The following is a 19,398-nucleotide window of genomic DNA, read 5'->3' as shown; positions in this document are numbered from 1 at the left end:
TCTTCCATTGCTTCAATTACGAATGCAACAAAGTCGCTGGTCAGACGTCCGATTTAGAGGGAATCTCCTCTCCCCAACGTGCTTTCGTCAACCCGCGCACGGTCCACCAACTCTCCGACGAGGAGCGTCAACTCCATCATCTGGTCGGTGATTTCTTCGCGCAACTGCGTTGCATCTGCTTCGGAAATCGCGCCGGACTTGGTATCGAAGGACATCAACAACTCGATATTGGTGCGCAGCGCAGTCAACGGAGCCAGAAGGTCCTGGCCCGCTTCGGTGATCAGACTTCTCTGGCGTGCCCGCGATTCCGACAACGTCCCGAGCATCCGATTGAAACTGACTGTCAACGACGCCAATTCGTCGTCACCGGTCACCGGGATCGGCGCAAGATCATCCGTTTCGGCAACTCGCCGCGTTGCCGCAGTGAGTCGCGCAATCGGCCGTAATCCTGTGCGTGCCACAGCATCTCCGGCCGCATAAGCGAGTGCGATCCCGGCCGCCCCAAGTGCCGCCAACACCACTGCGAGTCGCTTGAGTACCGAACGCGTCGGCCCCAGGGATTGCGCGACAACCAAAGTCTGGCCCGCAACCGAGGGCTCGACAAGAATTCGATACGCATCGACGGTTGCGATTGTCTGCGACGAATTGCCGTCGGCGATCGACCTGATGGCGTCTGCGCTGGTGCTGAACGGCGGCAGACCGGGAGTCGCCGTCACCAAGGCGCCGTCGGCAGTGAGAAGCCCCACCGCCTGGATGACCGCTGTATCCGCGCCGGCCGTCAATCCCAGAACCGGTGTGACACCGCCGAAATTGACGGTGTCGGTGATCGCGTCACTCGTGCGCTCGAGTTGTCGATCGACGTTGCCTTGCAAATACGCGTTGAACACGATGTACACCGCCGACGCCGACACGATCACCGCGATCGCCACCAGGCCTGCAGTCAGCAATTTCACGCGCGCATGGAGCGTCCGGACGTGAATTCCCGATGGTTTTCGACGGCTCATTCCGGGAACCGACACTCTCATGCGCGGTCCCGCAGTGCGGCGTCGAAAGATCCCAACATCCCTCCAGTATGGTCACGGAACCTTAGACGAACCTGAAGCGAACGCGATGTCGGCTTCACAGTGCCGTTCCACTACCGAAAGCCGTGAGCCAGTCCACCGCCCCGGCTTCGCTGTCGAATGCGGGAGCGGTCGCCGGGATCGGTGGTCGTTCGACGACGATCACCGGGATCGACAACTGCCTGGCTGCGGCGATCTTTGCGTACGTCTGCTCGCCGCCACTGTTCTTGGTGATGACGACGTCGATGCCGTGAGTTCTCATCAGATCGACTTCCGCTTCGACGTCGAATGGGCCACGTGCGAGCAGCAATTGCGAATGAGGTGGCAATGTCCCTGAAGGCGGATCGATGGAACGCACGAGAAACGAGACGTCCTTCACACGGCCGAACGCCGAAACTCCTTGCCTCCCGATCGTCAGAAAAGCGCGTGAGCCGACCGTCGGCACCAATTCTGCGGCATGATCGACACCGCGTACGGGAAGCCAAGTGTCGCCGGGTTGCTCGCGCCACGGCGGGCGTCGGTACATGGCGTACGGAACGGAATTCGCGCGGCACGCGTCGAATCCATTCTTGGTGATGCGAGCGGCAAACGGATGCGTGGCGTCCAGCACTGCACGAATATCATTGGCCGACAGCCACTCCGAGAGCCCGTCGGCTCCCCCGAACCCGCCGATACGCACTTCCCCCTCCGGCCATCGAGGATCACGAACCCGGCCGGCCAGCGATGTGACAACTTCGAGGTCGGCTGAACCGGCCAACCGAGAAGCGATCACTCGACCTTCACCCGTGCCGCCGAGCAGGAGTACGCGACGACGAGTACCTGTCGAGGTCAGTGTGTGCTTCTCTCACGGGCTGCCGAGTAGAGGTAACTGTCCGGGAATCCTTCAGCAGTCAACACTCGGCCGACGATCACAACGGCCGTCTTCGTGATGCCGGCTGCATGAACAAGTTCGACGATCGTCTTCAAAGTGCCTCGAACAACGATCTCCTCGGGCCGCGAGGCGAAGGCGACGACCGCCACCGGGCAGTCCTCGCCGTAATTGTCGGCCAACTCGGATGCGATCTGTTCGATGCGATGAGCGCCGAGGTGAACCACCATCGTTGCGCCGCTGCGGCCCAGGGACCGCAGATCCTCGCCCTCCGGCATTGCCGTCGACAAGGTGGAGACTCGAGTGAGAACAATGGTCTGCGAGACGCCTGGGACGGTCAGCTCACGCCCCAGTGCAGCCGCTGCCGCGGTAAATGCAGGAACACCGGGAATCATGTCGAAATCGACACCCGCTGCGTCCAGGCGACGAGCCTGCTCGGCCACTGCACTGAAGATCGACGGATCACCGGAATGCAGACGCGCGACGTCCAGCCCGGCCGAATGCGCTTCGACAAGGATCGCGGTGATCTCGTCCAGGCTCAGGCGAGCGGTGTCCACGACCTGCGCGCCGACCGGGCACCACTCGAGCAACTCCGCTGGAACAAGGCTGCCGGCGTACAAGCACACAGGGCTCGCAGCGATGATGCGTTGCGCGCGGACGGTGATCAGATCTGCCGCACCGGGACCCGCACCGATGAAATGAACGGTCATTGTGTGGATTCCTCCGGCGTATCTGTGTCTGCGCCTGCAGACGGCTGACTTTTTGTGACGGACCATTGGACCACCGGAAGTTGCGGTCGCCAAACGTTGAATGCCCCCAAAGGCTCGGCGCGCTGCACCTGAAAGCGTCGCAGCGTCCCACCGTGGCGACTCATCCAGCCGAGCAGCAACGACTCGGACTCGGCAGTCACGGCGTTGGCAACCAGACGCCCGCCCACGCTCAACTGCTCCCAGCACGCTTCGAGCATTCCCGGTTGCGTGACGCCGCCGCCGACGAACACCGCATCGGGACGCCGAACCTCTTCCGCAAACGCCTCGGGCGCGGTCCCTTTCACTACCAACGCAGGCACACCGAGATTGAGTGCATTGGCACCGATCTGCGATACCCGGCTCGCCACCTTCTCGAATGCTGTTGCAGTGCAACGCGGGTGGGTTCTCATCCACTCGATGGCGACGGTTCCCGACCCTCCGCCGACGTCCCAGAGGTGTTCTCCCGGCGCCGGTGCGAGTGCACACAACGTCAATGCGCGGATCTCCTGCTTGGTCATCTGACCGTCGCCGACAAACGCAGCATCCGGTAGCCCCGGGATTCGAGTCAGCCGTATCGGAAGATCCGCCGAGATGCACTCGACGGCGAGAACGTTCAACGCGTCCACGTCCGCGTCCGCGTGATCCCACTCGTCTGCGACGGTGACGGTCCGCGATTCCCCGGCTCCACCGAGCTGGGCCAGCACGGTCACGATCGATCGACCGAACCCCGCGCCGGACAACAACCTCGCCACCTCCCCCGGAGTCGAGCGCCCGTTGCTCAGAACCAGCAGGCGGGCGCCGTCGGTCACGGCAGCCAACACGGTCGCCGAGTCTCGGTTGACCAGGCTCACGACGTCGATCTCGGCCGATGCCCATCCCATTCGCGCGCTCGCCAATGCCACCGACGACGGGTGGGAGATCACTCGCACGTTGTCCGCGCCGAGCAGCCGCACCAAAGTCACCCCGAGACCGTGGAACATCGGGTCACCGCTCGCAAGTACACACACTCTGCGATCGGCGCTCTCGGCGAACATCGACGGCAAGGCCGGAATCATCGGAGACGGCCAGGTCAGTCTGGTGTGCGCTCGCCGTGCCCCGAGATGCGTAGTCGGAACCAAGTCCAACTGGCGCGGTGATCCCATCAGGACCTCCGCGCCCAGAACCGCGCCCTTTGCGCTCTCGGACAGCCCTTCCCAGCCGTCGGCACCGATACCGACGATCACCACCGGGTGTGTGGTCATCGCGGCATCCGGCGCCAGATCGTCTGAGGCAGAAGCCGCATGACGAAGAACACCGGCTGCAGAATTCGCGGTACCCACACACGCGTCGCCCCGGAGTTCAGTCCCCGTACGACGGCGTCGGCGACCTGCGACGGGGTGCTCGACATCGGGGCAGGCGACATTCCCTCGGTCATCTTGCCGATGACAAATCCCGGACGTACCAGCATCAATTGAACACCCGAACCGTGCAGTGCGTCGCCGAGGCCGCTGGCAAACCCGTCCAAGCCGGCCTTTGCGCTCCCGTAGACGTAGTTGGCGCGGCGAACCCGAACGCCGGCGACGGACGAGAACACCACGATCTTTCCGGTTCCCTGTCGGCGCATGATCTCCGCGAGGTGAGTAAGGATGCTGATCTGAGCCACGTAGCCGGTGTGCACCACAGCTACCGCGTGCGCCGCGTCGGATTCGGCACGCGCCTGATCGCCGAGAATTCCGAAAGCCAGCACGGCAACCGAAATCCGGCCGTGCTCGGCGACCACGGCGCCGAGGAGGTCTCCGTGAGTCTCCACGGCGTCGGCGTCGAACTCGACGGTCGAGACGTCGACAGCGCCGGCGTTTCTGAGCATCTGCTTCTGCTCCGACAGCTCTCCGCTGCGTCTGGCAGCCAGAACGATGTTGCGGCCCGGCGCGAGCCTGACCGCGATCTCTAGGCCGATCTCACTTCGTCCACCGAGTAGCAGCACTGTCTCGATGTCATTCACGTTCGCACCCGCAGTCACCGCTCCAGTGTCCTGGATTACCGTCGTGGCATGACGCTCACCCCCTCCACCACGCCATCGTCACAGCAGACTCTCACCGAAGACGGGCTGAAGTTCGTCGGTGAATACCACCTCGCGACACTCACGACGTTGCGTCCGAACGGCACCCCGCACGTCGTAGCCGTCGGATTCACCTGGGATCAGGAAGCCGGAAAGGCGCGCGTGATCACCAGCGGTGGTTCGCAGAAGGCGATCAACGCCGCCCGGGGTGGATACGCCGCCGTCAGTTCGGTCGACGGTGGGCGCTGGCTCACGCTCGAGGGGCCTGCACGCGTGCTCACCGACGCGGACTCCGTGGCTGACGCCGTTCGGCGTTACGCCGAGCGGTACCGCCAGCCACGGGTCAACCCCGCGCGTGTGGTCATCGAAATCGACGTCACACGCATACTCGGGTCCGCGGCGTTCAAGGAAAGCTGATCAGTCGAGGACCGTCAGGCCGTGCGGACGGTTGTTGAACGACTCGCAACCGTCGGCGGTCACGACGACGATGTCCTCGATACGGGCGCCCCAATTGCCGCGGAAGTAGATTCCCGGTTCGATGCTGAACGCCATACCTTCGACGAGTTCGATGGTGTTGCCCTCGACGATGTACGGCTCCTCGTGTACGGACAGTCCGATACCGTGACCGGTGCGGTGAACGAAGACCTCTGCAAGCCCTTGTGCGGCAAGCACTTCGCGGGCGGCAACGTCCACGGATTCTGCGGATACTCCTGGCCGCACCGAGTCGACCGCAGCCTGCTGCGCCGCTTCGAGTACTGCGAACTGTGCTGCTACTTCGGCGGACGGCTGCCCCATGCTGTACGTGCGGGTGGAGTCCGAGTTGTATCCAGGCTCGACCGGTCCACCGATGTCGATCACCACGACGTCACCGCTCTCGATCACCCGGTCCGAAACCTCGTGGTGCGGATCGGCACCGTGCGGGCCCGATCCGACGATCACAAACGCGGCCTCGGTGTGCCCCTCTTCGAGAATCGCCGCTGAAATCGCCTCACCCACTTCGGCTTCCGAGCGGCCGACGATCAAGAACTCGGCCATGCGAGCGTGAACACGATCGATCGCCGCGCCAGCCCGTCGCAACGCTTCGATCTCGGCATCGTCCTTGACCATTCGCAATTCACGCAACACTCCGGTGGCGAGGATCGGCAACGCACCCAACGTGTCTGCGAGCGGGATCAGATGCAGCGCGGGCATCGCATCCGTCACCGCAACCTTGGCGCCGGCCGGAAGTTGCGACGCCACAATCGCATACGGATCGACACCGTCGACCCAGTCGAGGACTGTCAACCCGAGATCGCCCACCGCCGATTCCTTCAGCGACGCCAACTCCAAGCGAGGAAGCACAACGGACGCCTTCGCCGTGTCCGCGGCGATGACCAACGCGGTCAAGCGCTCGAACGAGTCAGCCCGAGAACCCGTCAGGTACCGCAGATCCGGACCGGGAGTCACCACCAGACCGTCGAGACCTGCTGATCGAGCCAACTCGGCGGCACGAGCGATACGTGCGCCGTACACGGCGCTGGAGAATCGGGAATCCTGTTCGGCTGGAGACGTCATGGCTTACAGGTTAGTGCCGACTGGCAGGATGGTGACCATGAGTGGGCCATTGCTTCTCCTCGACGGTGCCAGCCTGTGGTTTCGTGCGTTCTACGCACTGCCCGAGTCATTCGTCGACCCCGACGGCAGACCTGTCAACGCCGTGCGCGGATTCACCGACATGGTTGCTTCCCTGATCACCAAACACCAGCCGAGTCGTCTCGCGGTGTGCCTGGACCTGGATTGGCGACCACAGTTCCGCGTCGACGCCGTTCCGACGTACAAAGCGCATCGCGTCGAGGAAGGCTCTGACGGTTCGTCCGAGGAAGTCCCGGACACGTTGACACCTCAGGTCGACATGATCATGGACGTGCTCGCAGCAGCGGGTATCGCGACGGCGGGTGCTGTCGGCCTCGAAGCCGACGACGTGTTGGGAACGCTTGCCGCTACCGAGCGCGAGGATCTCACCGTCGTCGTCAGCGGTGACCGCGACCTTCTGCAGGTCGTCACCGACGAGTACGTGCCCGTTCGTGTTCTCTACGTCGGCCGCGGTTTGTCCAAGGCGGAATTGTTCGGACCGGTCGAGGTCGCCGAGAAGTACGGGGTACCCGGAGACCGTGCGGGCGAGGCTTACGCCGAACTCGCGGTACTGCGCGGAGACGCCTCCGACGGTCTACCCGGCATCAAGGGTGTCGGTGAAAAGACTGCGTCGACGCTGATGCTGCGCTACGGCTCGCTGGCCGGACTTCGTGCGGCCGCGGCTGACCCCGAATCCGACATGGCCAAGGGAATTCGCGCGAAACTCACCTCGCCAGAGGCAATGGCATACCTCGACGCTGCGTTGCCGGTGGTACGAGTAGTTCGCGACGCGGACGTTCAGTTCTCGAAGGATGACCGACTCCCGGCGACCCCCGTCGATCCCACACGCTTCGAGGAAGTGGCCGCTTCACTGAACATCGAACGCTCGGCCGGCCGGCTTGCCGCCGCGCTGAAGGCTGCGGCGGCAGGCCGTTCCGACCAGTAGAGCGTCAGCTCGGGCGGCTGACCTCGTATGTGCCGTTGTCGTCGACAAATGTCACGGTCACGTTCGACTTCACGCCCGCGATCGAGAGCGTGCAGGTGAACTTGTTGCCTGACTTGACTTCCTGGTCCGCGGGGCACTGAACGTTGCTCACGTTCTTTGCCCCGTAGGACTCGGTGACGATCTTTTCGACGCCGGCCTGAGCTGCGCTCTGATCGAGTGTGTTCTTGCCGAAAACACCGAGCACCAGGGCAACCACGACGGCCGCCAGAACAACGAGAACACCGATCGCACCGAAGATCAGGGGCTTCTTCGACTTACCCGCCTGGTTTCCGGGCGCACCGGGACTCGGGAACGACTGGGCCTGGTTCCACTGGTTCTGTTGTCCCGGAGCTTGGCCGGGTGCTGTGGCGCCCCACGCCTGCTGAGGCGCGGCAGCAGGCGGCTGACCCCACGCCTGGGTTGCATCCGGTGCCTGCTGTTGCCCGGGCTGACCCCACGGCTGAGCCGGAGGTTGTTGCTGAGGCTGGCCCCACGGCTGTTGCTGACCAGGCTGCCCCTGGCCTGGTTGCTGGGGCTGGCCGTACGCAGGCTGACCACCCGGCTGCCCAGGCTGACCGTAGGCAGGCTGGCCCCAAGGCTGTTGCTGACCGGGCTGCTGTTGCGGCTGACCCCACGGCTGTTGCTGGCCGGGCTGCTGACCAGGCTGCTGCTGACCGCCCGGCTGCTGGGGATTCTGCCCCCACTGCTGCTCGTTCGGCTGCTGCTGATCACCAGGACCCCATTGCCGATTCGGATCGTTCGGTCCGTAAGGCCCGCTCATGTTCGCCTCCCACTCGAAATACCAGTCTGCGAATCAAACCACATAGTTGTGGTCATGCTGCGTCGACAGCAACTACCCCGCGACGAATCGCAGCTACCGCCCGCGCCGCGGTCTTCGCCACGTCGGCGTCCGTCGATGTCAGGCGGACCTGATCGAGGAGGTCGATCACCTGACGACACCACCGGACAAAATCACCCGCAGACAGCGCGCGGCCTTGCACTCCGGCTGCGATCAGAGCGTCGACCAGCGAATTTTCACTAGCCCAGTGGTAAACGGCAGTGACGAATCCGAGATCGGGTTCGCGCGTCGGCGGCAGCTTGTGGCGAATTTCGTCGGACCGCAATTCGCTCCACAGTCGTTGAGTGTCGTTGAGCGCGTGACGAAGTGCCGCTGTCGGCACCCGATCGACCGTGTCGCCGTCTCGACGTGATTCGTAGACCACCGAGGACACGACTGCCGCCAGTTCGGCCGGGCTGAGACCTGTCCACGCACCGGTCCGCAGGCACTCGGCCACCAGAAGGTCGCTTTCCGAATAGATGCGACTGAGTCGTCGTCCGGATTCGGTGACTTCGGGCGCTGCTTCGGCAGTCATGTACTCACGCTCTTTGAGTAGCGCGATGATTCGGTCGAACGTCCGCGCCAACGAGTTTGTGGTGGCCGCAGCCTTTTCCCTCATCGACTGCGTTTCCCGGGCCAATCGGTTGTAGCGCTCACCGATCCGGCTCAGATGTTCACGATCGGGCCAGCTGTGGCACGGATGCGAGCGAATAGCGCGTCGCAAAGTAGCGACCTCGGCGTCTTCGGACGCACCCGCCTTGTGACGCTTCTTCCGCCGAGGGGCGCTGATTCCGGTGCTACGCAACGCCGAGGCCAGATCGCGCCGAATCCGGGCGGTGTGGTGATCGACATGCTTGGGTAGGCGCATCTTTCCCAAAGCCTCGGCTGCTTCCGGGAAATCGCTCGAGGAGAGTCGGCCGGCCCACTGATCGGCAGTCAGAACCAGCGGACGGGGGTCTTTCGGATCGTTGTCCGGAACGAGGACCACGGCCACTCCGGAATGACGACCGATGGGAATCGCGATCACGTCACCGCGGGTGAGTGCACGGAGGGACTCCACCGCATCTTCGCGGCGATCCTCGCGGCCCTTACGTTCGAGCGCCCGCTCGCGCGCACTGAGCCGCTCACGCAACGACGCGTATTCGAAGTACTCGCCGTCTGCACCACCGAGTTTCTCCTGCAAACCCTTCAGTGCTTCTTCGTTCCGTTCGATGCCACGCACCAGGCCGACCACCGAGCGGTCCGCTTGGAACTGTGCGAAGGAACGCTCGAGCAGCTTGCGTGAATCGGCCGCTCCCATGCGCTCGACGAGGTTGATCGACATGTTGTACGAGGGGCGGAACGAACTGCGGAGCGGGAACGTCCGTGTCGACGCCAAGCCGGCGACATCCGTCGGCTCGACCCCGGGCTGCCACAACACAACAGCGTGTCCTTCGACGTCGATGCCGCGACGGCCGGCCCGACCGGTCAGCTGCGTGTACTCCCCCGGCGTCAGTTCGGCATGCGTCTCGCCGTTGTACTTGACCAGTCTTTCGAGCACCACGGTGCGTGCCGGCATGTTGATACCGAGGGCCAACGTCTCGGTCGCGAAGACCGCTCGCACGAGACCCTTGACGAACAGTTCCTCGACTGTCTGGCGGAATGCCGGCAGCATGCCCGCGTGGTGGGAGGCCAGTCCGCGTCGCAGTGCCTTGCACCAGTCCCGATATCCGAGGACTTCGAGATCCTCTTCGGGTAGTTCCCCGGTGTGCTTCTCGATGATGGTGTCGATCTCGCGAACCTGCTCCGGCGAAGTGAGATCGAGTCTGGACCGCAGGCACTGTGCAAGTGCCGCATCACAACCGGCGCGGCTGAAAATGAAAGTGATCGCCGGGAGCAGTCCGGACTGATCGAGTTGAGCGATGACCTCAGGTCGCGGCAAGGGCCGGAAATCGTTGGAACTCTGGTAGCTGCCACGCCGTCCGCGGCCACGCGGCTGCCAGCTCTCGACGCGTTCGAGCGCCTGACGCTGCTTGACGTGGCGAACCAGATCCTGGTCGACGAGTACGGTCTTCGGCCCAGCGGCGGGATGACTACGACTGTCGAAGAGATCGAAGATCCGTCGACCGACCATGATGTGCTGCCACAGCGGGATCGGCCGCGTCTCGTCCACGACCACGGTGGTGTCGCCGCGGACGGTTTCCATCCAGGCGCCGAACTCTTCGGCGTTGCTCACAGTCGCCGACAAGCTCACCAGGCGAACATCCTCGGACAGATGCAGGATCACTTCCTCCCACACCGCCCCACGGAACCGGTCGGCCAGGTAATGCACTTCGTCCATGACGACGTGCGAAAGCCCGCGCAGTGCCTCGGAGTTGGCGTAGAGCATGTTCCGCAGGACTTCGGTGGTCATGACGACCACCGGTGCGTCGGAGTTGATGCTCGAATCACCCGTCAGCAGGCCGACCTCGCTCGCGCCGTAGCGCTCGACGAGCTCTGCGTACTTCTGATTGCTCAATGCCTTGATCGGCGTCGTGTAGAAACACTTGCGGCCGGCCGCGAGAGCCAGATGGACAGCGAACTCGCCGACCACGGTCTTGCCTGCGCCGGTTGGTGCGCAGACAAGGACACCGTGGCCCGCTTCGAGCGCAACGCATGCCTTCACCTGGAATGGATCGAGTTCGAACTTCAGGCTGGACGCAAACGTGCTCAGTTCACTCTTGTTCATAACCACCTCGTCAGGGTTTCACACGCCGCCGACGTGGTGGCACGGCGCTCAGAGAGTGTCAGTGAAATCCTGACCTGGTGCGTTGTCGCCGGCGGTGTCGGATTTCTTCGCGGCCGGAGCCTTGGGCTTGGACTTGCGTCCGAACAATCCACTCGATTCGGCCTTGGGTTTGGTCGGATTGTCGAAAGCCTCGTTCAGATCGGACGGAGCCGAGATGGAGGAAGCTTCCTCGTCGGAGATTGCGCCCCAGTCTTCACCGGATCGCTTGGCCTTACGTTTGTCGTTGAGGCGAGCGATCTGGACCGCGACCTCGAAGAGAAGCGTCAGGGCCAATGCGAGCGCCAGCATCGAGAACGGATCCGAACCCGGGGTGGCAACTGCGGCAAAGACGAACAGCCCGAAGATCAAACCTCGACGCCAGGCCTTCAAACGCTCGTACGTCAGAATGCCGGCAAAGTTCAGTACGACCACGAGCAACGGAATCTCGAAGCTGACACCGAAGATCAGCAGCAGATTGATGATGAAGCCGAAGTACTCCGAACCACTGAGCGCGGTGATCTGGACGTTGTCGCCGATGGTCAGGAGGAAGTGCAAAGCCTTTGCCACGACGAGGTACGCCAGGATCGCGCCGAGAATGAACAGGGCAGCACCCGCGGTGACGAATCCGACCGCGTATCGACGTTCCTTTGCGTAAAGGCCCGGGGTGATGAATGCCCACAGTTGGTACAACCACACCGGGCAGGCAAGGACGATTCCGGCGGTGAGCGCCACTTTGAATCGCAGCATGAACTGCTCGAACGGCCCGGTCGCCAGCAATCGGCACGCGTCGTCGGTGCTGAGGTTGGCGCGACTCTCGGACGGAAGCTCGCAATACGGTCCGCGAAGCAGATCGCCCAGGCTCTCGAGACCGAGTATCGAGTGTGAGTACCAGAAGAAGCCGAACGCCGTGGTGATGATCACGCCGAGGAATGCGAACAACAAACGAGTCCGCAATTCGTACAGGTGGTCGACCAACGACATGGTGCCGTCTGGATTGACCTTCCGCTTGCGGTTACGCGGGTCTAACGGAATACGCACTGTGCATCCTGGTCTTGGTCAGCAGACAACCGGGGTGAACGAATATTTCACCCCGGCTAGAACGCAGTGTGTACTAGAGCGGCTTGACTTCGGTCGGCTGCGCAACAGGTGCCGCTGCACCGTTTGCGACCACCGCGGTGTTGGCCGTCGGCAACTGTGCCGGAGCAGGCTGTGCGACCGGCGCGCTTGCGGGCGCCGCATCGTCGTTCTGCATTTCCTTGACTTCGCTCTTGAAGATGCGGAGGGAACGACCCAAACCGCGTGCTGCATCGGGAAGCTTCTTCGACCCGAACAGAATTACGACGACAACAGCGACAATCAGCCAATGCATCGGCTGCATTGCACCCATAACGACCTCCCATGATCAGATTCCTCGATGCTACCGGACACAACCGGCGCTCGGAGGTGTCAAAGCACTTACTTCAGCTACCTTTTACCTGTTTGTTTCCTGCGAACTCACTGAGGGTGAAGATTCCCGAAGTTTTACGAACCGATTACGTCGTACGCGTCGAGGGCCGCAACGGCCCGATCGTGTACTTCGGAGACCAATTCCGGCGGATGCAGGACCCGAACACCCTCACCGAACCCGAGGACCAGCCTTGCCATCCATTCGAGAGTTCCGAAACTCATCGTCGCCTCGACCGACCCGTCGTCGTTCACGTGCACGACGTCCATCGGGTAGTAGTCGAGCATCCACACCCATTCTTTGGTGATGAACAACCGTGCTTCCGGAAGAGAACCGTCGCCGCTGAACAACTCGAGATTCGAATCCTCCTCGAGGGCTTGTGGCGGAGGATCGGCAGGTTCGTCGAGTTGGACTGCTGCGTCGATCCGATCGAATCTGAACAACCGCACCCCCTCGGCTTGGCGACACCAGGCCTGGAGGTAGCTGTAGTTGTCGACCAACACGATACGAACGGGATCGACGATGCGCTCCGAGACCGCGTCTCGCGAAGCCGAGTAATACGTCAATCGAAGGGCGGTCTTGTCAGCGAGCGCGGCTCTGACCGTCGCGGCGATCGGGTCTTCGGCGATATCCGGAGCCAGCGAAGTACTGCGATCTTGGCCGCCGGCTCGCGCCGCGGCCGAGCCTGCTGCGTCCTCGATCTTCGCGATAGCGCGCTGGGCCGAAGACGGATCGACCATGCCCGGCATTTCCACCAATGATCGAAGCGCGATCAGCAATGCAGTCGCCTCTGTGGAGGTGAGGCGCAACGGGCGATCGATTCCGGCCGAGAACGTGACCTCGATGCTTTCCTCGGAGAAAGACAGGTCGATGAGATCGCCCGGACCGTAGCCGGGCAGTCCACAGACCCACAGCTGATTGAGGTCGGTCATCAGTTGAGTGGTGCTGACACCGAGTTCCTCGGCAGCCTCGGCGGGACTGATACCCGGATTCGCGATGAAGTACGGCACGAGGTTGAGCAGCCGCGCCAACCGAGATGACAGTCGATTGCTCATCAGTTCTCCCCCTGTCCGTCGTTGCCGGTGATCGGGCTCGCCGCGGCGCGTAGCTTCGCGACGACTTCCGCACGCAAATCCGGTGGGTCCAACACCAGTGCATCCACCCCGTGTCCGGCGATCAACCGAGCGGTCCACTCCCAGGATCGGACGGGGACGGACAGCACGCTGCCGTCGCGATCGGTCAACCGCCGATCGGACGACGCCGTCGCAAGCCGGCGAAGCTCGTGTGCGCGACCGTCTGCGACCCACACCGTAGCGGTCCCGGTCACCACGCCCGACCCGGTCACCCGGTCGACGACCTCGCGAAGATCGACACCCTCGGGTTTGTGGACCGATCCGGCGGGCCCGAACTCCCTGACGTCGTCACCGATCCGGGAGAGCCGGAAGGTTCTCACCGCATCACGGTCGACGTCGTGCCCGACCAGGTACCACTTGCCGTTGTGCGTGACGACGCCCCACGGTTCGACGGTGCGTTCGGTGAACGGTTCGTTCAATGCGCCGCGGTGCTGAAAATGAACTGCTCGGCCGGCGTCGACCGCTGCAAGCAGCTTTCCGAGGGCGGGCTCCGAGCCGCGGGTGCGTGCGGGAATCGCAGTAACCGGTGCGGCACTGACTTCTGCGTCGACCTGCACGCCGGCTGCTCGGAGTTTGAGTAGCGCACTCTGGGCTGCCGAAATAAGTTCCGGAGATTCCCACAACTGCACTGCGACGGCGACGGCAGCAGATTCCTCGCTGGTGAGGTCCACGTCCGGAAGCTCGTAGGCATTGCGATTGATCCGGTACCCCTCGACCGTCGAGAACCGTCCTGCCAGACCGGTTTCCAAAGGGACACCCAGGTCACGAAGTTCGTTCTTGTCGCGCTCGAACATGCGACTGAACGCTTCGTAGTTCGCGGAATCGTTGTACCCGGCCACACTGTCGCGGATTTTCTCCGCCGTGAGGAACTGTCTGGTGGACAGCAATGCGATCACCAGGTTCATCAACCGCTCGATTTTTGATGTCGCCACGCCGAAATCCTAGTGGCTATCCGATAACCGAACGCGCGCCGGACACTTTCGTGCCCGGCGCGTCGCCGCAAAACAGACCTGCCGTCTTGTACATCTCGAAAATGAGGGACCTACATCGAAGCGATCAAACGCTCGACACGCTCGTCGACAGAACGGAAAGGGTCCTTGCAGAGCACAGTTCTTTGCGCCTGATCGTTGAGCTTGAGGTGAACCCAGTCGACCGTGAAGTCCCGGCCGGCGGCCTGGGCTGCGGTGATGAAGTCCCCTCGCAGCTTGGCGCGGGTGGTCTGCGGCGGATTCTCGACGGCCTCGTCGATCGTCTCGTCCTCGGTGACCCGCTTGACCAAGCCTTTGCGTTGCAGCACGTCGAAGACGCCGCGGCCACGTTTGATGTCGTGGTAGGCCAAGTCGAGCTGCGCGATCTTGGGATCGGACAGATCGAAGCCGTGACGGTCCTGGTAGCGCTGGAACAGCTTGCGCTTGATGACCCAGTCGATCTCCGTGTCGACCTTCGCGAAATCCTGAGCTTCGACGGCGTCGAGGGTACGACCCCAGAGATCGACAACCTGCTCGACCTGCGGGTCCGGTTCGCGGTTGCGCAGATGTTCGACTGCCTTGGAGTGGTACTCGCGCTGAATATCGAGAGCACTGGCCTGACGTCCACCGGCCAGCCGGACAGGCTTCTTGCCGGTCACGTCGTGGCTGACCTCGCGGATGGCACGAATCGGGTTGTCCAGGGCGAAATCGCGGAACGAAACTCCGGCTTCGATCATTTCGAGCACGAGTGCTGCAGAACCGACCTTGAGCATCGTCGTCGTTTCGGCCATGTTGGAATCGCCGACGATCACGTGGAGACGGCGGTACTTCTCGGCGTCCGCGTGCGGTTCGTCGCGAGTGTTGATGATCGGACGCGAGCGAGTGGTCGCCGACGAGACGCCTTCCCAGATGTGTTCCGCACGCTGCGAGAGGCAGAACGTCGCAGCCTTCGGTGTCTGCAGCACCTTGCCGGCGCCGCAGATCAACTGGCGCGTGACGAGGAACGGCAACAAGACATCCGAAATCCGGGAGAACTCCCCGGCGCGCGCGACGAGGAAGTTCTCGTGGCATCCGTACGAGTTTCCGGCCGAGTCGGTGTTGTTCTTGAAGAGGTAGATGTCGCCACCGATCCCCTCCTCGGCGAGTCTCGCCTCGGCGTCGATCAGCAGTTCTTCGAGCACACGCTCACCAGCTCGGTCGTGATTGACCAACTGGATGAGACTGTCGCACTCGGCCGTCGCATACTCCGGATGCGAACCCACATCCAGGTACAAGCGGGCTCCGTTGCGGAGGAAGACGTTGGAGCTGCGACCCCACGACACGACACGACGGAAGAGGTAACGAGCAACCTCGTCGGGGCTCAGTCGCCTGTGCCCGTGAAAGGTGCAGGTAACGCCGAATTCCGTCTCGATACCCATGATTCGTCTCTGCACACTTCGACAGTACAACCAGAATGCGAGGTTCACCCCTGTACTTCGATCGCGTCGTAAGTCACGACTCGACAACGTCGGGCGGCGGCATAGTGTGACGGTGTGAGCCTTATTCGCCGAAAAGTTGTCCGAAGCGACGTCAAAGTCATGGAAAGCACTGGAGCACTGCGCCCTTCCGTGCTCGACCCGACCATGCGGTTTCTCTCCAGAGCGGCCGATCACGGCGTTTTGTGGATGGTCGTCGCCGCCTTGCTCGCGTTGATCGGTGGCCGGCCCAGGAGGGCCGCGGCACGTGGGATGCTCGCACTTGCCGGTTCGAGCGCGCTGGCCAACGGCATACTCAAGCCCCTGTTTCCCCGGCGGCGCCCACCGGCGCGTGTCTGGCTGAGCCCGAAGCGAGGAGTCGACATTCCGACGTCGTCCTCGTTCCCCTCCGGTCATTCGTCGTCAGCGGCGGCATTCACCGCGGCAGTGGCCATGGAATCCCCGGCGGCAGGCGCGGCCATCGCACCATTGGCCGCAGCGGTCGCGTACTCACGCGTTCACAACGGAGTGCACTGGCCGTCCGACGTATTCGCCGGCCTCGCGGTCGGCGGCGCAATCGCTGCCGGCACACGACGTTGGTGGGCGGTGCGCGACGAAGAGCCCGCCGAACTCGGACCCGAGTGCGTAGTTCCCGCGCTCTCTCGGGGAGAAGGCTTGCTGGTCTTCACCAATCCGGGTTCGGGCTCCGAGGACGACGGGATTGTCGAATCGATTCGAGAATCACTACCGGCAGCGATCATCTACGAATTCGACGCCGACATCGACTTCGACATGCAGATCGACGCCAAGATCCCCGAACTCTCGCCGAAAGCGTTGGGCGTATGCGGGGGCGACGGAACAGTGGTCACGGTCGCGACCGCGGCAACAAAGCACGACCTACCCCTTGCGGTTTTTCCCGGCGGAACGTTGAACCATTTCGCCCGTGATGTCGGCGCGGTGAACGTCGAGGAGACCGCGCAGGCAGTCGAGTCCGGGCAGGCCGCATTTGTCGACCACGCTGTGGTGCGCACGGATTCCGGCGTGACTGCACGCTTTCTCAACACCGCCAGCCTGGGTGGATACCCGGACGCCGTGCGGCTGCGGGAGAAGTGGGAACCGCGATTCGGAAAGTGGCCGGCCGCGGGTGCCGCAATGATCCGTGTTCTCGCGGCGGCGGAGCCGATGACTGTCACCATCGACGGGAAACCGACTACCATCTGGATGCTGTTCGTCGGAAACGGGCGATACTCCCCCGCTGATCAGGTGCCGATGTCGCGTCCGGAGATGAACCGTGGACTACTCGACGTCCGCTACCTGCGCGCAGACAAGAAGTTCTCGCGCTCACGTCTTCTGTTTGCAGCCGCCACAGGAACATTGGGCAGCTCGCGGGTCTACGTACGCGAACTCGTGTCGTCGATGTCGGTACGAGTGGCCGATTCACCGGTAGCCATCGCCACCGACGGCGAAGTGGTGGCCGACGCGCGCCGGTTCGATTTCGACACCGAACCGGGCGCGGTGGCCGTCTACAGAATCACGCAGTAACTCCCAGACCTGCAGTAACTACGAGGGTGCGTCGCCGTTTGCCGGCGGCGCATCCTCAGTTGCTACCGGAGCTGGAAGCATCTCTTCCAAAACCGTTCCAGCGATTCGTTTGAACGCGCGGCGTGGACGGTTGCTGTCGAGGACGGCCACCTCGAGCGCACTCACATCGAGTGTTCGTGGTTCCGCCTCAGTGGTTCCGGCCGGTGCCGGGCCACCCTTTTGAAGCGCCCCTACCGCGATCCGCACTGCGGATTCGAGGTCGAGATCTCGCTGGTACGACTCACGCATCGCCGTCACGATCGGTTCGGTTGTACCGCCCATGACGACAAATTCCTGCTCGTCCGCGATGGAACCGTCATACGTGATCCGGTAGAGCTGAGCCGGCGTACTGCTTCCGAAGCGGCCGATCTCGGCAACGCAGATCTCGACCTCGTACGGCTTGGGCTGCTCGGTGAAGATCGTTCCCAACGTCTGCGCGTACGCATTGGCGAGGGAACGCCCCGTGACATCCCGACGGTCGTACGAGTACCCGCGCATGTCCGCGTGCACGATGCCCGCGCGGCGCAGATTCTCGAACTCGTTGTACTTGCCCACTGCAGCAAATCCGAGACGGTCGTACAGTTCACTGACCTTGTGCAGCGCCCGCGACGGATTCTCCGCGACAAAGAGAACTCCGTCGCGGTAGGTGAGAACGACGACGCTGCGTCCGCGGGCAATTCCCTTGCGCGCCAATTCCGAACGATCGCGCATGATCTGTTCGGCTGATGCGTAGTACGGCATCGTCATAGCGCAGACTCCCCTTCCGGACTCGCGGTCGCAGTGCGAGCCGCGACGATCTCCCTGGCAATCTCGGCAGCCCGCGTTGTCGACAACTCCACCGCGCCGGCAGAGGTGATGGTGACCGCTGTCGGATAGATCCCGCGTGTCAGATCGGGACCACCGGTAGCCGAATCGTCATCTGCTGCGTCGTACAGCGCTTCGACTGCGAATCGAAGTGCAGTGTCCTCGTCGATTCCCGGGGAATACAGCTTCTTGAGCGCCGATTTCGCGAACAGAGAACCCGACCCGACTGCGTGATATCCAGCGCGCTCCTCGTATCGCCCACCGACGACGTCGTAGGAGACGATCCGGCCGGCCGTTGACGGATCGACCGCGTCCAGGTCGTAACCCACGAGCAGCGGCACGACCGCCAATCCCTGCATCGCTGCTCCGAGATTTCCGCGAACCATCGACGAAAGTCGATTGGCCTTACCGTCGAACGTGAGTGGGACGCCTTCGATTTTCTCGTAATGTTCGAGTTCGACTGCGAAGAGCCGAACCAGTTCGATTGCGATCCCGGCCGTTCCGGCGATACCCGCAGCCGAGTAATCGTCGGTGACGTACACCTTCTGCACGTCACGGCTGGCGATGAGGTTGCCCATCGTCGCTCGGCGATCACCGGCGAGCAGAACACCACCCGCATAGCTGATCGCGACGATGGTGGTGCCGTGCGGAGCTACGTCTCCCCCGCCCATGACAACACCTCCTGTGTCGGCGAAGCGGTTCTGCGGAAGATGCTCCGGTGCATGCACACGAAGGTATTCCGAGAATGACGACAGATTCGAGCCGAAGCTCAACCGTGTGTCCCCGTCGGTGATCCGGGGCGCGCGATCCACCGTCACTGGCCGCCCTTCTGGACATAGGCGCGGACGAAGTCCTCGGCGTTCTCTTCCAACACGTCGTCGATCTCGTCGAGCAGGTCGTCGGTTTCTGCAGCCAGCTTCTCGCGACGTTCCTGGCCTGCGCTGCCGTCGCCACCAGTGGTTTCGTCGTCTTCGCCGCCACCGGCACGCTGCGTCTGTTCTTGAGCCATCGCCGTCGACCTCCTTGTGTGAAGGGAGCTCTCGCGAGCATCCTGTTCGGCCCAGCAGAGTCGGTAACTGATCCCGCTCGGACCTTCACCCTACCGAGCGGCACCGTCA

General features: G+C 63.0%; 19 protein-coding genes. 3 read left to right on the top strand and 16 right to left on the bottom strand.

All coding sequences use genetic code 11. The features are described from left to right. Positions 1-53 precede the first annotated feature (53 nt). The 5 genes from ACFWEM_RS09040 to ACFWEM_RS09020 all read right to left on the bottom strand — a co-directional run bounded on the left by ACFWEM_RS09040 (position 54) and on the right by ACFWEM_RS09020 (position 4,677). Positions 54-953 carry a HAMP domain-containing protein gene (locus tag ACFWEM_RS09040; protein WP_225320034.1) on the bottom strand — a complete coding sequence of 300 codons (900 nt, stop codon included), beginning with the start codon at positions 951-953 and terminating at the stop codon, positions 54-56. 166 nt (positions 954-1,119) lie between these two features. Continuing rightward, complete coding sequence (locus ACFWEM_RS09035) at positions 1,120-1,893, bottom strand: cobalt-precorrin-6A reductase (protein WP_378534499.1); 774 nt, start codon at positions 1,891-1,893, stop codon at positions 1,120-1,122. Further along, positions 1,890-2,639: a precorrin-4 C(11)-methyltransferase gene (gene cobM, locus ACFWEM_RS09030; RefSeq protein WP_378446043.1), complete on the bottom strand. Its 750-nt coding sequence runs from the start codon at positions 2,637-2,639 to the stop codon at positions 1,890-1,892. Before cobM ends, ACFWEM_RS09035 begins: the two co-directional genes overlap by 4 nt. Beyond that, positions 2,636-3,919, bottom strand: a complete 1,284-nt coding sequence (cbiE, locus tag ACFWEM_RS09025; RefSeq protein WP_378532958.1) for a precorrin-6y C5,15-methyltransferase (decarboxylating) subunit CbiE — start codon at positions 3,917-3,919, stop codon at positions 2,636-2,638. The genes cobM and cbiE overlap by 4 nt, the downstream gene beginning before the upstream one ends. Further along, complete coding sequence (locus tag ACFWEM_RS09020) at positions 3,916-4,677, bottom strand: SDR family NAD(P)-dependent oxidoreductase (RefSeq protein WP_378532956.1); 762 nt, start codon at positions 4,675-4,677, stop codon at positions 3,916-3,918. The genes cbiE and ACFWEM_RS09020 overlap by 4 nt, the downstream gene beginning before the upstream one ends. Before the next feature lie 30 nt (positions 4,678-4,707). Between ACFWEM_RS09020 and ACFWEM_RS09015 the strand changes: the two genes are divergently transcribed. Beyond that, positions 4,708-5,133, top strand: a complete 426-nt coding sequence (locus tag ACFWEM_RS09015) for a PPOX class F420-dependent oxidoreductase (protein ID WP_030536346.1) — start codon at positions 4,708-4,710, stop codon at positions 5,131-5,133. On the opposite strand, the gene ACFWEM_RS09010 is transcribed toward ACFWEM_RS09015, so the two are convergent. After that, the gene (locus tag ACFWEM_RS09010; protein WP_378532954.1) at positions 5,134-6,270 is read right to left on the bottom strand and encodes a M24 family metallopeptidase; all 1,137 of its coding nucleotides are present in this window, start codon (positions 6,268-6,270) and stop codon (positions 5,134-5,136) included. A 37-nt stretch (positions 6,271-6,307) separates the two neighbouring features. Here ACFWEM_RS09010 and ACFWEM_RS09005 point away from each other — a divergent pair, with 37 nt between their 5' ends. After that, positions 6,308-7,273, top strand: a complete 966-nt coding sequence (locus ACFWEM_RS09005) for a 5'-3' exonuclease H3TH domain-containing protein (protein ID WP_378532952.1) — start codon at positions 6,308-6,310, stop codon at positions 7,271-7,273. 4 nt (positions 7,274-7,277) lie between these two features. On the opposite strand, the gene ACFWEM_RS09000 is transcribed toward ACFWEM_RS09005, so the two are convergent. The 7 genes from ACFWEM_RS09000 to pafA all read right to left on the bottom strand — a co-directional run bounded on the left by ACFWEM_RS09000 (position 7,278) and on the right by pafA (position 15,874). Continuing rightward, a complete protein-coding gene (locus tag ACFWEM_RS09000; RefSeq protein WP_378532950.1) occupies positions 7,278-8,093 on the bottom strand; it encodes a DUF4333 domain-containing protein in 816 nt (271 codons plus the stop codon). Between the two features lie 52 nt (positions 8,094-8,145). Then, the gene (locus ACFWEM_RS08995; protein WP_378532948.1) at positions 8,146-10,857 is read right to left on the bottom strand and encodes a DEAD/DEAH box helicase; all 2,712 of its coding nucleotides are present in this window, start codon (positions 10,855-10,857) and stop codon (positions 8,146-8,148) included. 48 nt (positions 10,858-10,905) lie between these two features. Further along, entirely contained in the window at positions 10,906-11,934 is a 1,029-nt protein-coding gene (tatC, locus tag ACFWEM_RS08990) for a twin-arginine translocase subunit TatC (RefSeq protein WP_378532946.1), read from the bottom strand. Between the two features lie 73 nt (positions 11,935-12,007). After that, positions 12,008-12,283: a Sec-independent protein translocase subunit TatA gene (tatA, locus tag ACFWEM_RS08985; protein WP_003944836.1), complete on the bottom strand. Its 276-nt coding sequence runs from the start codon at positions 12,281-12,283 to the stop codon at positions 12,008-12,010. A gap of 134 nt (positions 12,284-12,417) precedes the next feature. Next, complete coding sequence (locus ACFWEM_RS08980; RefSeq protein WP_378532944.1) at positions 12,418-13,395, bottom strand: helix-turn-helix transcriptional regulator; 978 nt, start codon at positions 13,393-13,395, stop codon at positions 12,418-12,420. Beyond that, a complete protein-coding gene (locus ACFWEM_RS08975) occupies positions 13,395-14,405 on the bottom strand; it encodes a helix-turn-helix transcriptional regulator (RefSeq protein WP_378532942.1) in 1,011 nt (336 codons plus the stop codon). The genes ACFWEM_RS08980 and ACFWEM_RS08975 overlap by 1 nt, the downstream gene beginning before the upstream one ends. 110 nt (positions 14,406-14,515) lie before the next feature. Beyond that, the gene (gene pafA, locus ACFWEM_RS08970) at positions 14,516-15,874 is read right to left on the bottom strand and encodes a Pup--protein ligase (RefSeq protein ID WP_230815667.1); all 1,359 of its coding nucleotides are present in this window, start codon (positions 15,872-15,874) and stop codon (positions 14,516-14,518) included. 144 nt (positions 15,875-16,018) lie between these two features. On the opposite strand from pafA, the gene ACFWEM_RS08965 reads away from it, so the two are divergent. Continuing rightward, the gene (locus ACFWEM_RS08965; protein ID WP_378532939.1) at positions 16,019-17,437 is read left to right on the top strand and encodes a phosphatase PAP2 family protein; all 1,419 of its coding nucleotides are present in this window, start codon (positions 16,019-16,021) and stop codon (positions 17,435-17,437) included. A gap of 18 nt (positions 17,438-17,455) precedes the next feature. Here ACFWEM_RS08965 and prcA read toward each other — a convergent pair whose 3' ends face one another. From prcA to ACFWEM_RS08950, 3 genes are read right to left on the bottom strand one after another with little or no spacing between them, the layout of a single operon-like run. After that, the gene (prcA, locus tag ACFWEM_RS08960) at positions 17,456-18,223 is read right to left on the bottom strand and encodes a proteasome subunit alpha (protein WP_378532937.1); all 768 of its coding nucleotides are present in this window, start codon (positions 18,221-18,223) and stop codon (positions 17,456-17,458) included. Further along, positions 18,220-19,098 (bottom strand): proteasome subunit beta, encoded by an 879-nt coding sequence (prcB, locus tag ACFWEM_RS08955; RefSeq protein WP_230815669.1) that lies wholly within the window; start codon positions 19,096-19,098, stop codon positions 18,220-18,222. The genes prcA and prcB overlap by 4 nt, the downstream gene beginning before the upstream one ends. Then, entirely contained in the window at positions 19,095-19,289 is a 195-nt protein-coding gene (locus tag ACFWEM_RS08950) for a ubiquitin-like protein Pup (protein WP_003944925.1), read from the bottom strand. The genes prcB and ACFWEM_RS08950 overlap by 4 nt, the downstream gene beginning before the upstream one ends. Positions 19,290-19,398: the final 109 nt, after the last annotated feature.

It is taken from the genome of Rhodococcus sp. NPDC060176, assembly GCF_042728675.1.
Lineage (GTDB): Bacteria > Actinomycetota > Actinomycetes > Mycobacteriales > Mycobacteriaceae > Rhodococcus_F.
This window is presented reverse-complemented; position numbering and strand designations above follow the sequence as displayed.

Excerpts from the sequence above, each read along its gene's own strand:
- ACFWEM_RS09005 (WP_378532952.1), top strand. The coding sequence starts at position 6,308 with ATGAGTGGGCCATTGCTTCTCCTCGACGGTGCCAGCCTGTGGTTTCGT.
- cobM (WP_378446043.1), bottom strand. The coding sequence starts at position 2,639 with ATGACCGTTCATTTCATCGGTGCGGGTCCCGGTGCGGCAGATCTGATC.
- ACFWEM_RS08950 (WP_003944925.1), bottom strand. The coding sequence starts at position 19,289 with ATGGCTCAAGAACAGACGCAGCGTGCCGGTGGCGGCGAAGACGACGAA.
- ACFWEM_RS08980 (WP_378532944.1), bottom strand. The coding sequence starts at position 13,395 with ATGAGCAATCGACTGTCATCTCGGTTGGCGCGGCTGCTCAACCTCGTG.
- prcA (WP_378532937.1), bottom strand. The coding sequence starts at position 18,223 with ATGACGATGCCGTACTACGCATCAGCCGAACAGATCATGCGCGATCGT.
- ACFWEM_RS08995 (WP_378532948.1), bottom strand. The coding sequence starts at position 10,857 with ATGAACAAGAGTGAACTGAGCACGTTTGCGTCCAGCCTGAAGTTCGAA.
- ACFWEM_RS09015 (WP_030536346.1), top strand. The coding sequence starts at position 4,708 with ATGACGCTCACCCCCTCCACCACGCCATCGTCACAGCAGACTCTCACC.
- ACFWEM_RS08965 (WP_378532939.1), top strand. The coding sequence starts at position 16,019 with ATGGAAAGCACTGGAGCACTGCGCCCTTCCGTGCTCGACCCGACCATG.
- tatA (WP_003944836.1), bottom strand. The coding sequence starts at position 12,283 with ATGGGTGCAATGCAGCCGATGCATTGGCTGATTGTCGCTGTTGTCGTC.
- ACFWEM_RS09000 (WP_378532950.1), bottom strand. The coding sequence starts at position 8,093 with ATGAGCGGGCCTTACGGACCGAACGATCCGAATCGGCAATGGGGTCCT.
- cbiE (WP_378532958.1), bottom strand. The coding sequence starts at position 3,919 with ATGACCACACACCCGGTGGTGATCGTCGGTATCGGTGCCGACGGCTGG.
- ACFWEM_RS09010 (WP_378532954.1), bottom strand. The coding sequence starts at position 6,270 with ATGACGTCTCCAGCCGAACAGGATTCCCGATTCTCCAGCGCCGTGTAC.